The sequence below is a fragment of the Spongisporangium articulatum genome (assembly GCF_044465595.1).
GTDB lineage: Bacteria > Actinomycetota > Actinomycetes > Actinomycetales > Kineosporiaceae > Spongisporangium > Spongisporangium articulatum.
Genome location: NZ_JBITLV010000001.1, coordinates 952,264 through 967,593, shown reverse-complemented (window position 1 = coordinate 967,593; position 15,330 = coordinate 952,264). Strand labels below are relative to the sequence as shown.

At 71.0% G+C, this 15,330-nt stretch carries 13 protein-coding genes and 1 tRNA gene; 6 read left to right on the top strand and 8 right to left on the bottom strand.

The window, feature by feature from the left end; all coding sequences use genetic code 11:
- Positions 1–38: 38 nt before the first annotated feature.
- On the top strand, positions 39–599 hold the full coding sequence (locus ACIB24_RS04655; RefSeq protein WP_398275831.1) for a TetR/AcrR family transcriptional regulator: 561 nt from the start codon (positions 39–41) through the stop codon (positions 597–599).
- Positions 600–667: 68 nt separating this feature from the next.
- Here the strand turns inward: ACIB24_RS04655 and ACIB24_RS04650 are convergent, their stop codons facing one another.
- Complete coding sequence (locus ACIB24_RS04650) at positions 668–1,492, bottom strand: alpha/beta fold hydrolase (RefSeq protein WP_398275828.1); 825 nt, start codon at positions 1,490–1,492, stop codon at positions 668–670.
- Positions 1,493–1,608: 116 nt separating this feature from the next.
- Here ACIB24_RS04650 and ACIB24_RS04645 point away from each other — a divergent pair, with 116 nt between their 5' ends.
- Entirely contained in the window at positions 1,609–2,205 is a 597-nt protein-coding gene (locus tag ACIB24_RS04645; protein WP_398275825.1) for a TetR/AcrR family transcriptional regulator, read from the top strand.
- 58 nt (positions 2,206–2,263) lie between these two features.
- Here ACIB24_RS04645 and ACIB24_RS04640 read toward each other — a convergent pair whose 3' ends face one another.
- Positions 2,264–2,845, bottom strand: a complete 582-nt coding sequence (locus tag ACIB24_RS04640; RefSeq protein ID WP_398275823.1) for a CGNR zinc finger domain-containing protein — start codon at positions 2,843–2,845, stop codon at positions 2,264–2,266.
- Between the two features lie 92 nt (positions 2,846–2,937).
- Here ACIB24_RS04640 and ACIB24_RS04635 point away from each other — a divergent pair, with 92 nt between their 5' ends.
- From ACIB24_RS04635 to ACIB24_RS04620, 4 genes are all read left to right on the top strand, one after another.
- Positions 2,938–4,197 (top strand): MFS transporter, encoded by a 1,260-nt coding sequence (locus ACIB24_RS04635; RefSeq protein WP_398275820.1) that lies wholly within the window; start codon positions 2,938–2,940, stop codon positions 4,195–4,197.
- On the top strand, positions 4,184–5,344 hold the full coding sequence (locus ACIB24_RS04630; protein WP_398275817.1) for an epoxide hydrolase family protein: 1,161 nt from the start codon (positions 4,184–4,186) through the stop codon (positions 5,342–5,344). The genes ACIB24_RS04635 and ACIB24_RS04630 overlap by 14 nt, the downstream gene beginning before the upstream one ends.
- Before the next feature lie 380 nt (positions 5,345–5,724).
- The gene (locus tag ACIB24_RS04625) at positions 5,725–6,084 is read left to right on the top strand and encodes a type II toxin-antitoxin system RelE/ParE family toxin (protein WP_398275814.1); all 360 of its coding nucleotides are present in this window, start codon (positions 5,725–5,727) and stop codon (positions 6,082–6,084) included.
- Positions 6,077–6,394 (top strand): multiprotein-bridging factor 1 family protein, encoded by a 318-nt coding sequence (locus tag ACIB24_RS04620; protein WP_398275811.1) that lies wholly within the window; start codon positions 6,077–6,079, stop codon positions 6,392–6,394. The genes ACIB24_RS04625 and ACIB24_RS04620 overlap by 8 nt, the downstream gene beginning before the upstream one ends.
- Positions 6,395–6,459: 65 nt before the next feature.
- On the opposite strand, the gene ACIB24_RS04615 is transcribed toward ACIB24_RS04620, so the two are convergent.
- The 6 genes from ACIB24_RS04615 to topA all read right to left on the bottom strand — a co-directional run bounded on the left by ACIB24_RS04615 (position 6,460) and on the right by topA (position 15,026).
- Positions 6,460–6,666: a hypothetical protein gene (locus ACIB24_RS04615; RefSeq protein WP_398275808.1), complete on the bottom strand. Its 207-nt coding sequence runs from the start codon at positions 6,664–6,666 to the stop codon at positions 6,460–6,462.
- Positions 6,667–6,923: 257 nt separating this feature from the next.
- Positions 6,924–7,000 (bottom strand) — tRNA-Thr (locus tag ACIB24_RS04610).
- 111 nt (positions 7,001–7,111) lie between these two features.
- Positions 7,112–8,653, bottom strand: a complete 1,542-nt coding sequence (locus ACIB24_RS04605; RefSeq protein ID WP_398275805.1) for an alpha/beta hydrolase — start codon at positions 8,651–8,653, stop codon at positions 7,112–7,114.
- On the bottom strand, positions 8,654–9,832 hold the full coding sequence (locus ACIB24_RS04600) for a DNA polymerase III subunit delta' (protein ID WP_398275802.1): 1,179 nt from the start codon (positions 9,830–9,832) through the stop codon (positions 8,654–8,656). It abuts the gene before it with no gap.
- On the bottom strand, positions 9,829–12,198 hold the full coding sequence (tmk, locus tag ACIB24_RS04595; RefSeq protein WP_398275799.1) for a dTMP kinase: 2,370 nt from the start codon (positions 12,196–12,198) through the stop codon (positions 9,829–9,831). Before tmk ends, ACIB24_RS04600 begins: the two co-directional genes overlap by 4 nt.
- 65 nt (positions 12,199–12,263) lie before the next feature.
- The gene (topA, locus tag ACIB24_RS04590) at positions 12,264–15,026 is read right to left on the bottom strand and encodes a type I DNA topoisomerase (RefSeq protein ID WP_398275796.1); all 2,763 of its coding nucleotides are present in this window, start codon (positions 15,024–15,026) and stop codon (positions 12,264–12,266) included.
- Between the last annotated feature and the right edge of the window lie 304 nt (positions 15,027–15,330).

The window sequence follows — 15,330 nt, the reverse complement described above, 5'->3', positions numbered from 1 at the left end:
GGGCCATTCTTGAATGACAGTCAAGATAGAATCGGGAGGTGCCCCGCAACCGGCGTCCCCAGGACCGCGAAGAGAAGCTCGCCGAGATCGTGCGCGCCGCCGTGGACCTGTTCAGCGAGGCCGGGTTCGAGCAGACCTCGATGGCGCGCATCGCGCGGGCCGCAGGGGTCACCCCCAACACGGTCTACTGGTACGTCGAGGACAAGGACGCCCTCCTGGTCGCCGCGCTGAACCACCTGCTGACCGAGGCCTTGGCGGACCTCGGCCAGCAAGGGGAGCTGCCGTTCGTCGAGCAGGTCCTCTGGGTGCTGGAGCGGCTACGCCGGCACAGTCCTCTGATCGGGGTCGTCCACGCCCGGAGCGAGCAGGCCGCCGCCGTCGCGGCGTGGCACAACCGGTTTCACGAACTGATGGACGGCCTGGTCATCCGGCATCTCGCCCAGCAAGGCGTCCCCGAACATGAATCTCGGGCCACGGCCCGGTTGATCACCTTCGCGATCGAGGGGCTCCTCGCCCACCCCACCGACCCCGCCGAGACGAGAGTGGTGCTCGACCTGGTCCTGGACCGCGATCGCTCCGGTGACCACGAGTCGGCGTAGGACCTCGTCTCGGCGCGCCGCGGAAGATGCTGTCGACCAGCATCTTCCGTGGCGCGGCCGGTTAGCTGTTACTTCTGCACGAAGGGCAGCAGGACGGCGTTGACCTCTTCGGCGTGCGTCCACAGCATGCCGTGCGGGGCGCCCTCGATCTCGACGTACTCCGCCTCCGGGAGTGCCTCATGGAACGGGCGGCCGGTCGCGTCGATCGGCAGGATGTTGTCCGCCGTCCCGTGGGCGATCAGCACCGGCTTGCCGGACGCCTTCACGGCCTCGACGTCCGCGGTGAAGTCCTCGACCCAGGTGGGCACGACCGCGTAGGAGGCGATGGGGGCGCTGCCGGTCGCGGTGTTCCAGCTGGCGGTCACCGCCTCCTGACTGATCCGGGAGCCGAGGTTCTCGTCCAGGTTGTAGAAGTCCTTGTAGAACTGGGTGAACCAGGCGAAGCGATCGGCCTTCGCGCTGGCCGCGATGCCGTCGAAGACCTCCTGAGGCACACGCTGCAGCAGTCCCGGCTCCAGCGAGGCGAGGAAGGCGAACTTGGCGACTCGATCGGTGCCGAAGAGCTTGGCGTAGCGGGCGAGTTCGCCCGTGCCCATGGAGAAGCCGACCAGGATCACGTCGGTCAGGTCGAGGGTCTCGAGCACCGTCTTCAGGTCCGTGGCGAAGGTGTCGTAGTCGTAGCCGGTGGTCACCTTGCTGGAGCGGCCGAAGCCGCGACGGTCGTAGGTGATCACGCGGTGGCCCAGGTCGAGCAGCTCGCGGGTCTGACGCTCCCAGGAGGTGCCGTCCAGCGGGTAGCCGTGGATCAGTACGACCGGCTGACCGGTGCCGTGGTCTTCGTAGTACAGCTCGATCGGCGCCGAGTTCTCCTGGCCGACGGTGATGAAACCCATGTCTTTTCAACCCTTTCATCCCGAACGAGAACAGCCGTTCTCATCTCCGTGCGCTACGGTAGAGAACGTGCGTTCTCGGCGCAACCCGAGACAGGCGACCGTGAGGAGATGACGAGGTGAACGACGCCGGACTGACGCTCCCCCAGCTCGATCGCGCTCGGATCGTCGAGGCGGCAGGGCGGCTGTTCTACGGGCGCGGCATCCAGGCCGTGGGGATGGACGCGGTGCGAGAGGCGTCCGGGGTGCCGCTCAAGCGGATCTACGCACAGTTCCCGTCGAAGGCCGACCTGCTCACCGAGGTGCTCCACCGGCGGGGGGAGGAATGGAACGCCGGCATCGCCCAGGCGGCGGCAGGGGCTGCGTCTCCGCGCGATCGGTTGCTGGCGGTGTACGACTTCCTGGACGCGTGGTTCCAGGAGGACGGATTCCGTGGGTGCGGCTTCATCAATGCCTTCGGTGAGCTGGGCGCCGTGTCACCGGACGTCGCCGAACTCGCCCGCGAGCAGAAGCGGTCCTTCCAGCGCTACGTGGCCGAGTTGGTGGCCGAGCTCGGCGGCCCGCCCCTGCTCGGTGCCCAGCTGGCCTTGCTCGCCGAAGGGGCTCAGACCACGGCGGCGATAGATGGCCGCCCCGACGCGGCCGCCCACGCCCGCGCGGCCGCCCGGGTCCTGATCGACGCCGCCACTGCCGGGGCCACTCCGGCGACCGGCTGAGCCCCTCAGCTGACCAGCATGACGCCGCCCTGGCCGACTGAGTCACGGGCGGCGGGACTCACACGGCATCCCGCACAGGCGCTTTCGCGCTCCTGTGCGTGCGGAGCTTGGTCAGGTTTCCGCAGCGCTGCATAGAGCACCAGCGTCGGGTTCCCGGCTGCGAGGAATCGACGAACAGCAGCTCGCAGTCTTCTGCGGCGCACACCCGGATGCGGTGCCCGAGCGGCCCCGTGAAGAGGTCGATGGCGTCGCGCGCGATTGCGGACAGGCCGGCGGTGGCGGACGTCGATACGGACGCGATGGCCCCGGCGGCGGTCATCTCCGGCACGGGGGGCGCTGCGGCGGCGAAGGTGTTGATGGTGCGGACGTCGTCCTCGGCGAGCGACCGGCCTTCCGCGCGGGCCCGGGCGAGCTGCAGGATCGATCCCCGCAACCGGTGGGCGGCGCCGACATCGCGCGGCCGGGCCTGGATGTCGGCCACTCCGAGGATGTGCGCCAGCCAGCGTTCGAGGCTGGCCTGGTCGTACACGAGTTCCGGCTCCACCCAGTAGGGGGTCTCGCCGGTGTGCGCGAAGTTCAGGCACGCCCGTCCCGTGCGGAAGCGCTTGGCCAGGGACGGGTCCATCCGCGACTCGGACATGCCCTCAGAGTAGCCCATGACACCGGTCGAACCAATATTTGACACCGTTTCAACTGGTTGCACACACCAGTAGAACTGGTTACCTTGGCGGCATGACCGCTTCCCCGGCCGCCTCGGTCCGACCGGAGCCGGGCGGCACGACGAGTTCCGGCGTCCAGCCCGTTCCCCCGGCCGCGGCCCACCGGGAGTCGCGCCGCCGCACCGCCCTCGCCCTGGCGAGCCTGGCGCTCGGCGGCGTCGCGTTCGGGACCGCTGAATTCGCCTCGATGGGGGTTCTGCCGTCCGTCGCCTCGGCGCTCGCGGTGTCGGAACCAACCGCGGGGCGGATCATTTCGGCGTATGCACTGGGGGTGGTGACCGGGGCGCCGGTCCTGGCCGTCCTCGGGTCGCGTACGCCCCGACGGTCCCTGCTGCTGGCGTTGACGGCCCTGCTCAGTGTGGCGAACGTCGCCTCGGCGGCCGCGCCGACCCTGGGGGTGCTGGTGGCCACCCGGTTCGTGGCCGGGCTTCCGCACGGCGCCTTCCTGGGAATCGCAGCCACGGTCGCGGCGTCCCTCGTTCCCGCCGAGCGGCGCGGCCGCGCGATAGCGGTGGTCATCCTCGGCCTGACCATCGCCAACGTCGTCGCGGTACCGGTCTCCACCGCCGTCGGCCAGCACTACGGGTGGCGCGTCACCTTCGCGGTGGCCGGGCTGCTCGGCCTCCTGACCCTCGTCGCCGTGCGACTCGCGCTGCCGTCCCTTCCCCCCGGACGCCTCGACACCATGACCGGCGAGCTGCGGGCGCTCCGCCAGGGGCAGGTCTGGCTCGCCATCGCCGTGTGCGTCGTCGGCTTCGGCGGCATGTTCGCCGTCTACACCTACCTTTCCAGCACCCTGACCACGGTCTCGGGCATTCCCCGGGCCTGGGTGCCCGCGGTCCTCTCGCTGTTCGGGGTGGGGATGGCGGTCGGAACCGTTCTGGGCGGGCGCCTGGCCGACCGGTCGGTGACGGGAACCATCTCGCTCGGTCTGGTCGCGATCGCGGTGGTCATGGCGGGGTTCACCGGGCTGGTCCACCATCCCGCCACCGCCGTCGTCGGGGTGTTCGGAATCGGGATGATCTGCATGACGCCGATGCCGAGCGTGCAGGCGCGGCTCATGGACGTGGCAGCGGACGCGCCCATTCTCGGCGCCTCGTTGGTGCACTCGGCCGCGAACGCGGCGAACGCCTCGGGGGCCTGGGCCGGAGGGGCGGTGCTGTCCATCGGCGCGGGGTACCCCGCCATCGGCTGGGTCGGCGCGGCGATGGCCGCCACCGGCGTCCTGCTCACACACCTCACGAGAAAGGGTGATTCGGATGTCCATGCATGACGAGGTACGACCGTTCCCTGTCCACGTCCCCGAGCGCGACCTCGACGACCTGCGCGATCGTCTGCACCGGACGCGCCTGCCCGAGACCGAGACGGTCGCCACGCCCGGCGGAGAAGCCGACTGGCGTCAGGGCCCGCCGCGCGACTACGTCGCGGACCTGGTGCGGTACTGGTCGCACGACTACGACTGGCGGCGGCTGGAGCGGGAAGTCAACGAGCACGGGCCGGCGATGACCGAGATCGACGGGCTCGACGTCCACTTCCTGCACGTGCGTTCGCCCCGTCCGGACGCCCGTCCGATGATCATCAGCCACGGCTGGCCGAGTTCCGTGGTCGAGCCGCTGGCCGTCGTCCGCGAGCTGACCGAACCGGCGTCACCGGAGGCACCCGCGTTCCACGTGGTGGCCCCGTCCCTGCCGGGCTACGCGTTCAGTGGCAAGCCGCATGCGACGGGATGGGGAGTCGAGCGCACCGCCGATGCCTGGGCCCAGCTGATGCGGCGGCTGGGGTACGAGCGCTTCTTCGCGGTCGGGGGCGACTGGGGGGGCCGGGTGAGCGCCGCTCTCGCGACGCGCCACCGCGACCTGGTGGCGGGCCTGCACACGTTCACCCCGTACGTCAGCGAACCCGCCGAGGGCGCCGGGCGGCTGACGGAGATGGAGGACACCTGGGTCGCCGAGACCCGCCGCTTCTGGCGCTACGGCGGAGGCTATTCACTGGAGCAGTCCACCCGGCCCCAGACGGTGGCGTACGCCTTGGCGGACTCGCCGGTCGCCCAACTGACCTGGATCCTCGACAAGTTCCACAGCTGGACCGACCACCAGGGGTCCGTGACGGACGCCGTGAGCCGGGACCGGATCCTGGACACCGTGATGCTGTACTGGCTGACCGGCAGCGGGGGCTCGTCGGCCCGCTTCTACTGGGAGAACTTCCCGCCCCGGGGCAACGAGGACGTGGTCTCCGTCCCTGCGGCCGTGACGATCTTTCCCGCCGACATCGAGAAGGTTCCTCGCCACTGGGTGGAGAAGCGGTTTCAGAATCTCACCTACTGGAACGTGGCAGCCCGAGGTGGGCACTTCCCGATGCTCGAGGTGCCCTCGACCTTCGCCCTCGAACTGCAGCGGGCGCTCGGCCCCATGCCCCTCTGACCCCGAGGGGCCAGGCGTCGAGGCGTCCGTGCCGATCGACCACCGCACGGCCAGCGCGACGAGCGTTCCGGCCTCCGTCAACCGCGGTTCGCGTTCCGCCGGCTCGTGCGGGCCGCGAAGTGCGCCGGAACCACTGGAGCCGCCTGTCGGAATCGAACCGACGACCTGCTCATTACGAGGCGCCCGCTGACCGTCTCATAGCGCTCTGACCAGGCCCGAACACTCAACCGCGCGAACTCAGCCACCGCTGCGACCTGCACGAACACTCTGACTCAGGCCACACGTCATGCCACGGACTTGGCCCCACGGGGTCCGAGGAAACAGTCTCCTCAGAATGCGTTCTGGACACGCCCACAGGGCAGCAATATAGCATCATCGCTATGTCCTGGGGTACCGTGGAACTCGAGCCAGAGGTACGGAACTGGCTCGAACGGTTGACGACCGAGCAATTCGCCACCACCGCGTTCTACATCGACCTTTTGACCGCCCAAGGCCCCCTGCTAGGTGAGCCATACACCCGTCAGCTGGACGGCAAGCTGCGCGAACTGCGGTTCCATCTGGACCGGCAATCGGTCCGGATCACGTACTGGATCGCACCGGGTCGCCGGATCGTCCTGCTGACGACATTCACCAAGACCCGGATGCGCGAGGACAGGGAAGTCGACCGGGCCCGGCGGGCACTGGCCCAGTGCATCGCACAGAGACACACGCTCGACGAGGAAGGGGACGACGATGCCTGACCGAAGCGACGGCGGGGCGAGCGGCGACTGGGCGCAGCTGCGCGACCGGCGGATGAGCGAGCCCGGCGCCGAGCAGGCCTACGAGGCCGCCCGACTGGCCTTCGAACTCGGGGCAGCGGTTCGGCGGCTGCGCGAAGACCGCGGCTGGACCCAGAAGCAACTGGCCCAGTCCGCCGCCATGACCCAATCGGCGGTCGCCCGGCTCGAGGCTGGCGGAACCACCCCGACACTGCCGGTACTCAACCGCATCGCCCAAGCCCTGGACGCGGACCTCGCCGTCCGGATCACCCCGCGCAGCGACGTCGCCTGAAGGCCTAGTGACTACGCGGGATCAGCCCTTCGCGAGGCCGCCGGGTGAGGACCCACTCTCCGGCGTTACCTTCGCGGGGTTTCGCGGGTCGCCGTTGCCAGCATCTCGCTGATCGCTTGAGTAGGGATGATCAGCCGACCGCCGATGCGCCCGGCCGGGAACCTGTCGGCCTGGATCTCGCGGTGGAGCGTCATCGACGAGAGGCCGCGCAGTCTGACTGCCTCGCCCACGCTCAGCGTGAGCGGCGCACCGGGCCAGTTCTTGATCGTCATGACATCAGGCCTACCGCAAGGATCATTGACCTGATTGACCCAGCTCAATTCCAGCAAGCCCTCGGCGCCGGCACGCTCGATCGCCCATCGCTGGCACGACCGTTCCCGATCATGGCCTGGCCTCCACGACCTTCGAACGTTGGCTGAGTGCCCCTGAGTCGCGACAGAGACAACGAGCGGCTCATACATTCATGCCGCGTCGACGAGTCAAGCACGTTCAACCAAGCACGAATTCGGCTTCTGACCTGCGGAAACGATGGAGCCGCCTGTCGGAATCGAACCGACGACCTGCTCATTACGAGTGAGCTGCTCTGGCCGACTGAGCTAAGGCGGCGTGAGACCGGCCGGGGGCCGGGCGCACGAGCAACCACTATAGGGGGTCCGGCGGCGTGCTCCGGCCACCGACGCCGATGCTGCGTTTGTGCATGATCAACGCAGGGACGGGTCAGCGGCAGCGGGTGCCCGTGGCGGGGAGGTCGCCGGACAGCAGGTACGTCTCGATGGCGGTGTCGACGCACGGGCTGCCCTGGCGGTAGGCGGTGTGGACAGTGCCCTGCCAGGTGAGCAGGCGGCCCGACTTCAGCTGGGTGGCCAGCGAGACGGCCCAGGCGTAGGGGGTGGCCGGGTCCTGGGTGGTGCCGACGACCAGGATCGGCGGGGCGCCGTCGGCGTGCAGCTCCCGATGCGGCACGACGGCCTTCAGCGGCCACTCGGCGCACGTGAGGCCGGACCACGCGATGGAACCGCCCAGCGGCGGGTACTTCGCGGCGACGGCTCGGGCGTCGACGGCGATCTGCTCCGGCGTGCGGGCCTCGGCGCTGTCGAGACAGAAGATGGCCGGGTTCGCGGCCACGACGTCACCCGAGTAGTGGCCGTTCGACTCCCGCTCCAGGTACCGGTCGGCCTGGGCCAGCAGCCCGCTGCCGTCCCCCTCCATCGCCTTCGTGAGCGCCTCGGTGAGCGTGGGCCAGCTCTGCACGGCGTACAGCGAGCCGACGATGCCGGTGGTCATCAGGCTCTGGGTCAGCTTGCGCCCCGACCGGGTGGGCAGCGGGTTCGCGTCCACCGAGTCGACGAGCCGGCCGAGCTGGGCGACGGCCGACGTGACCGTGCCGCTCAGCGGGCAGTCCGAGGAGTCGAGACAGTCCTTCAGGTAGGCGTCGAGCACCTTCGAGAAACCGGACGCCTGACCCTCCAGGTACTGCTCGGCGCTCAGCGCCGGGTCGACCGCGCCGTCGAGCACCATCCGCCCGACCCGCCAGGGGAACAGCTCGGCGTACCAGGCGCCGATGAAGGTGCCGTACGAGATGCCCTGGAACGACAGCCGGTCCTCGCCGAGCACGGCCCGCAGCACGTCGAGATCCTTCGCGACGCTGATGGTGTCCACGTGCCCGAGCAGAGCGCCGGTGCGCGCCTCGCACACCCGCCCGAACGACTTCGCGTCGGCCACGGCCGCGGCGAGTTCGGTGGCCGTGTCGGGCGTCGAGTCCTCGGCCGCCGAGGCGTCCTGCGCGGCGTCCGTCAGGCACTTCACGCCCGACGACGCCCCCACCCCGCGCGGGTCGAAACCGACGATGTCGTAGTGCTCGCGCACCTGCGCCCCGAAGTAGCGGGGCGCGGACCGGGCGAAGGCCAACCCGGAAACCCCTGGGCCCCCGGGGTTCACGACCAGCGACCCGATCGAGTCGCCCGTTGCCGGCAACCGGTTCACGGCCATCTTGAGCGTCGCCCCACCCGGCTGGGCCCAGTCGACCGGCACCACGACCGACGCGCAGAGGAACCCGTCCTCGCAGTCCGACCAGTCCACCTTCTGGCCGTAGAACCGTTCCAGCGCCGACGATCTCGCCGGATCGGACGTCCCGTCGGGCGGGCTGGCCGCCCCCTCCAGGTGCTTGACCGGCAGGTCGGGGCCACCGCCCGAACAGGCGCAGAGGACGGCCAGGCACACCGCCCCCAGGGCAGCGACCAACCCCCGGCGCGACCTCATCTAGCGAAGCGCCACCATCAGCGCCTCGACCGCCAGCAGCGGTGCGACGTTCGCCTCGATCCGCTCGCGGGCCAGGCCGATCGAGTCCATCCGACGCAACGTCTGCTCGGGCGTGGAAGCCCTGGCCTCCGAGTCGATCTCGGCCACCATCTCGGCGTTGACCAGCTCACCGGAACCGGCCCGCAGCTGCACCATCAGCACGTCCCGGTACAACGACAGCAGGTCGACCAGCGCCCGGTCGAGCACGTCACGCTGGGCCCGGGTGGCGCGCCGCTTCTGGTTCTCCTCCAGCTGCCGCACCTGGGCCCGCACCGCGGGCGGCAACGTGGCCAGCCCCTCGGCGCCCAGGGAGTGCAGCAGCTCGGCCTTCTCGACGGCGTCGCGCTCGGTGGTGGCCGACTTGGACTCCTCGGCGGCGACCTCCACGAGCTGCCCCGCGGCCATCACCGCCCCGCCGACCGAACGCAACCGGCCGGGCAGCTGCAGCACCTCACGCCGCCGGATCCGCGCGCCCTCGTCGAGGGCCAGGCGCCGGGCCAGCCCGATGTGGCTCTGCGCCGCCCGCGCCGCGAAGGCCGCGACGGCCGGTTCCGCGCCGTCGCGGCGGACCAGCAGCTCGGCCACCTGGTCCGGCGGCGGGATGCGCAGCCCCACCCGGCGGCACCGCGACCGGATCGTGGTCAGCATGTCGTCCGCACTCGGCGCGCACAGCACCCAGACCGTGCGCTCCGGCGGCTCCTCGATGGCCTTCAGCAGCACGTTCCCGGACTGCTCGTTCAGCCGGTCGGCGTCCTCGATGACGATGACCCGCCACTGCCCGTTCGACGGGCTGCGCTGGGCGAGCTGGATCAACGGGCGCACGTCCTCCACCCGCAGGAACAACCGCTCGGTGGCGACCAGGGTGACGTCCGCGTGGGAGCCGCTCAACGCCGTCCGGCACTCGTGGCACTCGCCGCACCCGCCGCGCGGGCACTGCAGGGCCGCGGCGAACGCGCGGGCGGCGGTGGAACGCCCCGACCCGGGCGGGCCGGTGAACAGCCAGGCGTGAGTCATCGCGTGCTCACCGACGACCGGGCCGGACGACGTGGGGCCCGAACGCAGGGCGCGCGCAGCGCGCACGGCCTCGCTCAGCGTCGCGATCGCCGCCTCCTGGCCGACCACGTCGTCCCACACGGTCACGGGCGCGGACCCTCCTCGGGAGTGCCGGTGAGCGGATCCAGCACCTGGGCCGCAGCGGCCGCAGCGGCCGCGGACCGCCGGTCGGCCTCGTGCCGGCCCCGGCCGTCCTCCTGGGCCCGCAGCTCGCGCTCGGCCTCCTCCTGCAGCTGCCGTTCGGCCTCGTCACGGGCCCGGCGGCGGGACTCCTCGCGCTCGCGGGCCTCCGCCATCCGGCGTTCCCGCAGCTCGGCGTCCATCCGGTGCACCTCGGACTCGGCGGCCGCCCGGCGCTCGCGCGAGGCGTCCTCCTCCTGGAGCCGCTCGGCCAGCTGCGCGCGGCGGCGGGGCGACAGCGGCAGCACCTCCCGGACCCGCTGCCGGACCTGTGCCTGGACCTCGTCGACCGGCAGACCGCCGTCCAGCACGACGTAGCGGTGCGGTTCGCGCCGGGCGAGGTCGAGGAACCGGGCCCGGACCCGCTCGTGGAAGCCCTTCGACTGGACCTCCAGGTTGTCCTCGCCGGAGCGGGCCGCGTCGCGCGCGCGACGGCCGGTGCTGATCACCGGGTCGACGTCGAGCAGCACGGTCAGGTCGGGCACCAGCCCCTCGGTGGCCCAACGGGAGATACGGCCGACCTCGTCGCCGTCGAGGTCACGCCCGGCGCCCTGGTAGGCGACGGAGGAGTCGACGTACCGGTCGGAGACGACGATCTCGCCGCGCTCCAGGGCCGGCCGGACGACGGACTCGACGTGGTGCGCGCGGTCGGCCGCGAACAGCAGGGCCTCCGCCCGGACGGCGAGCGGCTCACCGTGCAGCAGCACCTCGCGCAGCCGCACCCCCACGGGCGTCGCACCGGGCTCCCGGGTCAGCACGACCTCATGCCCCTGGTCGGAGCGCAGCCAGTCGGCCAGCAGCCGGGCCTGGGTGGTCTTGCCGGTGCCGTCCCCACCCTCGAAGACGACGAACGCGCCCGGGTAGGCGCGACGCGCGGGCTGCGGCGTCACCCCGCGCCGGGTCAGCCACACCTCGTGCAGGTCGTGCAGCAGGCTGGCGCCGGGCCGGTCGTCCATCTCGCGGTAGGCCAGGACACCCAGGCTGATGGCCAGGACGGCGGCCAGCAGGAAGACGAACGCGGCGCCGTTGTAGGTCAGCTGGAAGTGGTCGGTGAACCGGAACGTGTGCCGACCGATCAACGCGGCCAGCGCCGGACCCGCCGCCAGCACCGCGACCAGGACGATCCGCGCCGCCGACGTGAGGAACGCGAAGGTGCGCCCGCGCACCGCGTCGTCGACCGTGAGACCGAGCAGGGTGTAGCCGGTCACCCAGGCCACCCCACCGCAGGCGCCGAGCCCGATGGTGAACAGGAAGGCCATCACGATGTTCGGCACCAGCGCGAGCGCGGCCAGGAAGCCGCCGGCGGCGACCAGCGCCAGCCCGAACAGCCGGAACCGGGAGAACCCGGCCAGCAGGCGCGGCCCGAGCCACATCCCGGTCGCCAGCCCGAGGAACACGGCCGCGAACAGGGCCCCGTACCCGGGCTGACCGGCGCCGAGGTCCTTCACGTAGCCCGAGGCCAGCCCGATCACGAAGCCCGCGGCGGCGAAGGCGCCGAGCATGCCGAGCACGAGCCCGCGCACGGTCGGGGTGGTGCCGATGAACTTCCAGCCGTCGGTGATCGAGCGGATCAACGATTCCGAGGCGCCCCGCTGGTCGGCCTGCCGCCGCGGGATCGGCAACCGGGCGATGACGATGCCGGAGATGATGAACGTGGCCGCGTTGATGTACAGCGCCAGCTCGACCGGGTTGGTCGCGAACCGGTCGAACCAGTTGTCCAGGCCACCGGTGAGCAGGCTGATCAGCGAGAAGACGAGCGCCGCCACCGGGGCCGTGCCGTAGGTGGTGGCCAGGCTCATCTGGTTGGCGGCCTCGAGCCGGTTGCGCGGCACGAGGTTCGGGACCGTGGCCTCCTTGGCCGGCATCCAGAACAGCGCCACGATCTCGATCAGGAACGTGGCGATGTACAGCCACTCCAGGGTGCCGACGATCGGGATGGTGATGAACAGCAGGCCGCGCAGCACGTCGCCGACGACCATCGTGAACTTGCGGTTCAGCCGGTCGGCCAGCGCGCCGGCCAGCGGCCCGAAGACGATCGCCGGGGCCAGCCGGAGGATCAGGACGCCCGCGACGGCCAGGTTCTCGCCCGAGTAGGACCCCGAGGCCAGCTGCTGGGCCATGGCCGTGGTGGCCAGCAGCCCGAGCCAGTCGCCGAAGCTGGACCCGCTCAGCGCCAGCCACAGGCGCCGGAACGAGGTGACGCGCAGCACCGCCGCCACGTCGTGGTCCTGTTCCGGCACCTCCTGCGTCGGGGGCGCTGCGGGCTCTGTCACGCGGGCCAGGCTATCCGGGCTCGGTGACAGCGCGTCAGCCCCGGGCGAGGGTTATGTCGCGCCGGTCATGTCGTCGGGGCCTTCTTGGCGGGCGTCTTCTTGGCCGCGGTCTTCTTGGCCGCCGTCTTCTTCGCCGCCGTCTTCTTCGCCGCGGTCTTCTTGGCCGGCGCCTTCTTGGCCGCCTTCTTCGCGGTCTTGCGCGGGCCGGCGGCCCGCTTCTCGGCCAGCAGCTCGGCCGCGCGCTCCAGCGTCACGGTCGCGACGTCGTCCCCCTTGCGCAGGGTCGCGTTCGTCTCGCCGTCGGTGACGTAGGCGCCGAACCGGCCGTCCTTGATCACGATCGGGGCGTTGGTCGCGGGGTCGGCCCCCAGCTCACGCAGCGGCGGCGCCGCGGCCCGGCGGCCGCGCTGCTTGGGCTGCGCGTAGATGGCCAGCGCCTCGGGCAGCGTGATGTCGAAGATCTGGGCCTCGGTCTGCAGCGAGCGCGAGTCCGTACCCTTCTTGAGATACGGCCCGTACCGGCCGTTCTGCGCGGTGATCTCCTCGCCGCCCTCGGGGTCCACCCCGACCAGCCGCGGCAGCGACAGCAGCCGCAGCGCGTCGTCCAGGCCGATCGACTCCAGCGACATGTCCTTGAACAGCGAGCCGGTACGCGGCTTGGCCGACTTGGGCGCGTCCTCGGGCAGCACCTCGGTCACGTACGGGCCGAAACGTCCACTGCGGGCGACGATCTCGCGACCGGAGTCCGGGTCCGTGCCCAACACGCGGTCGCCGTCCGCCTGGTTCTCCAGCAGCTCCTTGGCCTTGTCGACCGTGAGCTCGTCGGGGGCCACGTCGTCCGGGACACTGGCCCGGCGCGGGTCTCCGCCCGCCTCGAGCGCGGGCGCCTCGAGGTAGGGCCCGTAGCGACCGACCCGCAGCACGATCCCGTCACCGAGCGGCACGGTGTTGATGTCCCGGGCGTCGATGTCGCCCAGGTCGTCGATCAGGGGCTTGAGGCCCTCCCGGACGACGGAGTGCGCACCGTTGACCGCCGCGTTCTCGCCCTCGCCGAAGTAGAACTTGGCCAGCCAGGCGGCCCGCTCCTCCTCGCCCGAGGCGATCCGGTCGAGGTCGGCCTCCATCGCGGCGGTGAAGTCGTAATCGACCAGCTGGCCGAAATGCTCCTCCAGCAGCCGGGTCACGGCGAACGCCAGCCAGGACGGCACCAGCGCCGAACCCTTGTGGTGCACGTAGCCGCGGTCGGTGATCACCTTGATCGTCGCGGCGTAGGTGGACGGGCGGCCGATGCCGCGCTCCTCCAGCGCCTTGACCAGGCTGGCCTCCGTGTAGCGCGGCGGCGGCGAGGTCTGGTGACCGTCGGCGACCAACTCGCGCACGTCGAGCGCGTCGCCCACGGCGAGCTCGGGCAACCGGCGCTCGGCGTCGTCCCGGCTGCTGTTGCGCTCCTCGTCCCGGCCCTCCTCGTAGGCGGCCAGGAACCCGCGGAACGTGATCACGGTGCCGGACGCGCTGAACGTGGCCACCCGGGAGTCCGAGGCGGTGGCGGCGACCCGGATCGTGGCGGTCGAGCCGAGCGCGTCGGCCATCTGGGAGGCGACCGTGCGCTTCCAGATCAGGTCGTACAGCCGCAGCTCGTCACCGCGCAGCTGGCCACTGACCTGCGCCGGGGTGCGGAACACGTCACCGGCGGGGCGGATCGCCTCGTGCGCCTCCTGCGCGTTCTTGCTCTTGTTCGCGTAGATCCGCGGGGCATCGGGCACGAACTCAGGGCCGTACAGGTCGGCCGCCTGGCTGCGGGCGGCGTTCAGCGCCTGCTCCGACAGCGTCGTCGAGTCCGTACGCATGTAGGTGATGAAGCCGTCCTCGTACAGCGACTGCGCGGTGCGCATCGTCTGCTGGGCGCTGAACCGCAACTTGCGGCCGGCCTCCTGCTGCAGGGTCGAGGTGGTGAACGGCGCCGCCGGGCGCCGCCGGTACGGCTTGCTCTCCACGCTGGTGACCGCGGCCGACGCGCCCTCCAGGGCGCTGACCAGGGCGTTCACCGACTCCTCGGTCAGGTGGACGACGTCGGACGACGTGAGCTCGCCGGCGTCGCTGAAGTCGCGGCCCGTGGCCACCCGGGTCCCGTCAAGCGCGACCAGGCGCGCCTCGAAGGCCTGCTGCCCGGCGTCCGGCTCGAAGGTCCCCAGGACGTCCCAGTAGGACGCCGAGCGGAACGCCATCCGCTCCCGCTCGCGCTCGACCACCAGGCGGGTCGCCACGGACTGCACCCGTCCGGCGGACAGGCCGGCGCGGACCTTGCGCCACAGCACCGGGGAGACCTCGTAGCCGTACAGCCGGTCCAGGATGCGGCGGGTCTCCTGGGCGTCGACCAGGCGGACGTCGAGGTCGCGGGTCTCGTCCAGGGCGCGGCGGATCGCCTCGCGGGTGATCTCGTGGAAGACCATGCGCCGCACCGGGATCTTCGGCTCCAGCACCTGCAGCAGGTGCCAGGCGATGGCCTCCCCCTCGCGGTCCTCGTCAGTGGCCAGGTAGAGCTCGTCCGCGTCCTTCAGGGCGCGCTTGAGTTCGTTGACCTTCTTCTTCTTGTCGGCGTCGACGACGTAGTACGCCTCGAACCCGTTCTCGACGTCGACGGCGAACTTGCCGAACGGACCCTTCTTCATGTCGGGCGGCAGTTCGGAGGGCTGCGGGAGGTCGCGGATGTGGCCGACGCTGGCCTCGACGTCGAAGTCCGGCCCGAGATATTCGGCGATGCTGCGTGCCTTGCGGGGTGACTCCACGATGACGAGCCTTCGTCCCGTGGCGGCCTTGGTGGTGGCCACTACCTCACCTTTCACATTTCTTCGGTGTGCTTCTTATGTCGGGCCGGGGGTGAGAGTGACACGCAAAGTGACGATGCGCCACCCCCCGGGTGAAAACCCGGAACGAACGGTCGGGATGTGCCCAACCCCACGCCAACCGGGTACGACTCGGTCCGAGGGATTACCCACAGGCCGCAATTCACCATATTCTCGTGGCCGATCCATGCCATCAGTACCAAGTGCGTAGTTCGCGGCACTCGACGTGGAGGCTGACCGACGATCCGGTTTCGTGCAGAGCGCTCACCGTGGCATAGCCGCGGTGCGC

Excerpts from the sequence above, each read along its gene's own strand:
- ACIB24_RS04650 (WP_398275828.1), bottom strand. The coding sequence starts at position 1,492 with ATGGGTTTCATCACCGTCGGCCAGGAGAACTCGGCGCCGATCGAGCTG.
- ACIB24_RS04640 (WP_398275823.1), bottom strand. The coding sequence starts at position 2,845 with ATGTCCGAGTCGCGGATGGACCCGTCCCTGGCCAAGCGCTTCCGCACG.
- ACIB24_RS04635 (WP_398275820.1), top strand. The coding sequence starts at position 2,938 with ATGACCGCTTCCCCGGCCGCCTCGGTCCGACCGGAGCCGGGCGGCACG.
- ACIB24_RS04630 (WP_398275817.1), top strand. The coding sequence starts at position 4,184 with ATGTCCATGCATGACGAGGTACGACCGTTCCCTGTCCACGTCCCCGAG.
- ACIB24_RS04625 (WP_398275814.1), top strand. The coding sequence starts at position 5,725 with ATGTCCTGGGGTACCGTGGAACTCGAGCCAGAGGTACGGAACTGGCTC.
- ACIB24_RS04620 (WP_398275811.1), top strand. The coding sequence starts at position 6,077 with ATGCCTGACCGAAGCGACGGCGGGGCGAGCGGCGACTGGGCGCAGCTG.
- ACIB24_RS04615 (WP_398275808.1), bottom strand. The coding sequence starts at position 6,666 with ATGACGATCAAGAACTGGCCCGGTGCGCCGCTCACGCTGAGCGTGGGC.
- ACIB24_RS04605 (WP_398275805.1), bottom strand. The coding sequence starts at position 8,653 with ATGAGGTCGCGCCGGGGGTTGGTCGCTGCCCTGGGGGCGGTGTGCCTG.